This is a genomic window from Streptomyces sp., assembly GCF_031178505.1.
GTDB classification, from domain to species: Bacteria; Actinomycetota; Actinomycetes; order Streptomycetales; family Streptomycetaceae; genus Streptomyces; species Streptomyces gulbargensis.
In genome coordinates this window covers 1-2817 of the sequence record NZ_JAPSIW010000850.1, presented here as the reverse complement: position 1 = coordinate 2817, position 2817 = coordinate 1, and the positions used below count along the sequence as shown (strand labels likewise).

General features: G+C 73.4%; 3 protein-coding genes and 1 pseudogene. 2 read left to right on the top strand and 2 right to left on the bottom strand.

The window, feature by feature from the left end; all coding sequences use genetic code 11:
- Window positions 1–143, bottom strand: a pseudogene (locus RIF68_RS33410) (TetR family transcriptional regulator); the annotation flags it as partial.
- Between the two features lie 98 nt (window positions 144–241).
- Between RIF68_RS33410 and RIF68_RS33405 the strand changes: the two are divergent.
- Complete coding sequence (locus RIF68_RS33405; protein WP_309055220.1) at window positions 242–895, top strand: CatB-related O-acetyltransferase; 654 nt, start codon at window positions 242–244, stop codon at window positions 893–895.
- 450 nt (window positions 896–1345) lie between these two features.
- Window positions 1346–2380: an NUDIX domain-containing protein gene (locus RIF68_RS33395; RefSeq protein ID WP_309055218.1), complete on the top strand. Its 1035-nt coding sequence runs from the start codon at window positions 1346–1348 to the stop codon at window positions 2378–2380.
- 81 nt (window positions 2381–2461) lie between these two features.
- On the opposite strand, the gene RIF68_RS33390 is transcribed toward RIF68_RS33395, so the two are convergent.
- Window positions 2462–2817 (bottom strand): MBL fold metallo-hydrolase (locus RIF68_RS33390; RefSeq protein ID WP_309055216.1); only part of this gene is annotated, 356 nt, incomplete at its 5' end.

The following is a 2817-nucleotide window of genomic DNA, read 5'->3' as shown; positions in this document are numbered from 1 at the left end:
CGCGTCGCGACACCCTCGATCGTGAGTCCTTCGTGACCGCCTTCGGCGAGTTCGGCGCGCACCGCGTCGAGAACCTGGGCGCGGACGCGGGCGGTGCGACCGCCCGGGCGGCGGTCCGAGGTCGTGTCCAGTGGGTCCGTCATCGGCGATCCGTATCCGGTTGATCGGGGCGGCAGAGCTGTGCCAGCATCCTAACGCGACACTTGTCGCTTTATCTCGTCCGAGAGGAACCGCCTCCGCGATGCCCCCCGTTCCCGCCGACCCGACCGTGCTCCACCCGATGCCCGAGCACCCGCGCGTGGTTCTGCTGAAGCCGCTGGTGAAGTCACCGCTGATCGAGGTCGGTGACTTCACCTATTACGACGATCCGGACGAGCCGACCGCGTTCGAGACGCGCAACGTCCTGTACCACTACGGCCCCGAACGGCTTGTCATCGGCAAGTACTGCGCGCTGGGGACGGGCACCCGGTTCATCATGAACGGCGCCAACCACCGCATGGACGGGCCTTCCACCTTCCCGTTCCCCACCATGGGGGGCTCCTGGGCGGAGCACTTCGACCTGATCACCGACCTGCCCGGCCGGGGCGACACGGTCGTCGGCAACGACGTGTGGTTCGGCCACGGCGCCACGGTCATGCCCGGCGTACGCATCGGCCACGGCGCGATCATCGCCGCCGGCGCCATGGTCACCGGCGACGTCCCGGACTACGGCATCGTCGGCGGCAACCCCGCCCGGCTCATCCGCACGCGCTACGACGCCGGAGACGTCGACCGGCTCCTCGCCGTGGCGTGGTGGGACTGGCCCCTGCAGCACATCACCAGGCATGTACGGACGATCATGTCGGGGAGCGTCGCCGACCTGGAGGAGGCCGCCGCGCGGATCGACCGGCGCTGACGACGCGTCCTCGCCACACCGCCCGCCCCGTCCCGCGCCCGAAGCGAGTGATCGACCATGTCGCGATGGTCGGCGTCCCCGTCGTCAGCCATGTCCTGCCCGGTCTCGCGCTCAGCCGCGAGCTGGTGGCCCGCGGGCACCGGGGCACCTCCACCGGCGACTCTTTCGTGGCCGGCCTCATCGAGAACATGCCGGGCGCCGGAGGCCCCGCGCTCCGAGCGCTGCCGCTTCCCTTCGCCGCAGAAGAAGAGGGCCGGCGGTGGGCACGGGCTGCTCCTGGAACGGCACACCGGCGTGCGCGGGGGCGCCCGGGGGCCGCGCACGCGCCGGTGCGGGGGGCGCCTGCGCCGGTGGGGCCCCCACGGAGGCGCCGCCCGGGGCCCGGCCGGTGGTTTCCGTGGCAGGGTGGTGCGGGCAATCCACTGGGGGCCTGTCGACAAAGGGGGACACGTGATCGTCTGGATCAACGGGACGTTCGGCGCGGGGAAGTCCACGACCGCGCGTGAGCTGGTCGGACTGATCCCGCACAGCACCGTCTTCGACCCGGAGTATTTCGGCGGGGCCCTGAGCACCCTGCTTCCTCCCCGGCGGCTCGCCGAGGTCGACGACTTCCAGGATCTGCCCATCTGGCGCCGCCTGGTGGTCGACACCGCCGCCGCCCTGCTCGCCGAGGTCGGCGGCGTACTGGTCGTCCCGATGACCCTGCTGCGGCAGGAGTACCGGGACGAGATCTTCGGCGGGCTCGCCGCCCGCCGCATCGACGTACGGCACGTCCTGCTCGCCCCGGAGGAAACGATCCTGCGGAAGCGGATCGACGGCCGCTCCGAGCACGGTGACCCCGAGGCCGACGCACGGGTACGCCGCTGGTGCCACGGCCACATGGCCCCCTACCAGGAGGCCCTCGGCTGGCTCACCGCCGACGCGTACACCGTCGACAACTCGTCGCTCACCCCGGCCGAGGCCGCCCGGGCCGTCGCCGACGCGGTCCTGGCCGGCCGGGCCACGCCCTGCGGCATCGTCCAGACACCCGAGCCGACGCGGGAGACCCTCGCCGCCGGTGTCCTGCTCTTCGACGCACAGGACCGCGTCCTGCTCGTGGACCCCACCTACAAGCCCGGCTGGGAGTTCCCCGGCGGTGTCGTCGAGTCCGGTGAACCGCCCGCCCGCGCCGGGATGCGGGAGGTCGCCGAGGAGATAGGACTCCACCTCGACGCCGTCCCCCGGCTGTTGCTGGTCGACTGGGAACGGCCCAAGCCACCCGGCTTCGGCGGGATGCGCCTGCTGTACGACGGAGGCCGTCTCGACGCGGCTGACACGGCCCGCCTCCGCCTCCCGGGGGCCGAACTGCGCGCCTGGCGCTTCGTCACCGAGTCCGAGGCCGCCGACCTCCTGCCCCCGGTCCGCTACGACCGCCTCCGCTGGGCCCTGCGCGCCCGCGAACAGGGCACGGTGCTCAACCTGGAGGCCGGCGTTCCGGTGGGCTGACGGGCGGTCCGGCCCACGGGGGCCGACGCGCTCACCGGGGCCACCGCAGGGTGCGCCCGCCCCGCCGACGCGGCCCGGTGCTCAGGCGGCCGAGGCTGCGGCAGCCGCCAGCTGGTCCGCCGCGTCCGAGGTCACGGGCGCGCCGTGGCCGCAGCACAGCACCGAGGGCCGGAGCGCCGCGAGGCGGCGCATCGAGTCCAGGGCGAGCGCCCGGTCCACGTGGAAGACGCCGAACGTCACGCCCCGCACCGACGCCACCGTGTCCCCGGCGAACAGGACGCCCTGCCGGGGCAGGTGCACCGCCATGGATCCGGGTGTGTGACCGGGAAGGTGGACCGCCACGGCCCCGTCGCCGAAGCCGAGTACGTCACCGTCCTCCACCTCCCGGTCGACCCGCGTGGGCGGCGCCTCAGGGACGGTCAGACCGTGCTCGTACA

Coding starts and splice junctions, on each gene's coding strand:
- RIF68_RS33405 (WP_309055220.1), top strand. CDS start 242: ATGCCCCCCGTTCCCGCCGACCCGACCGTGCTCCACCCGATGCCCGAG.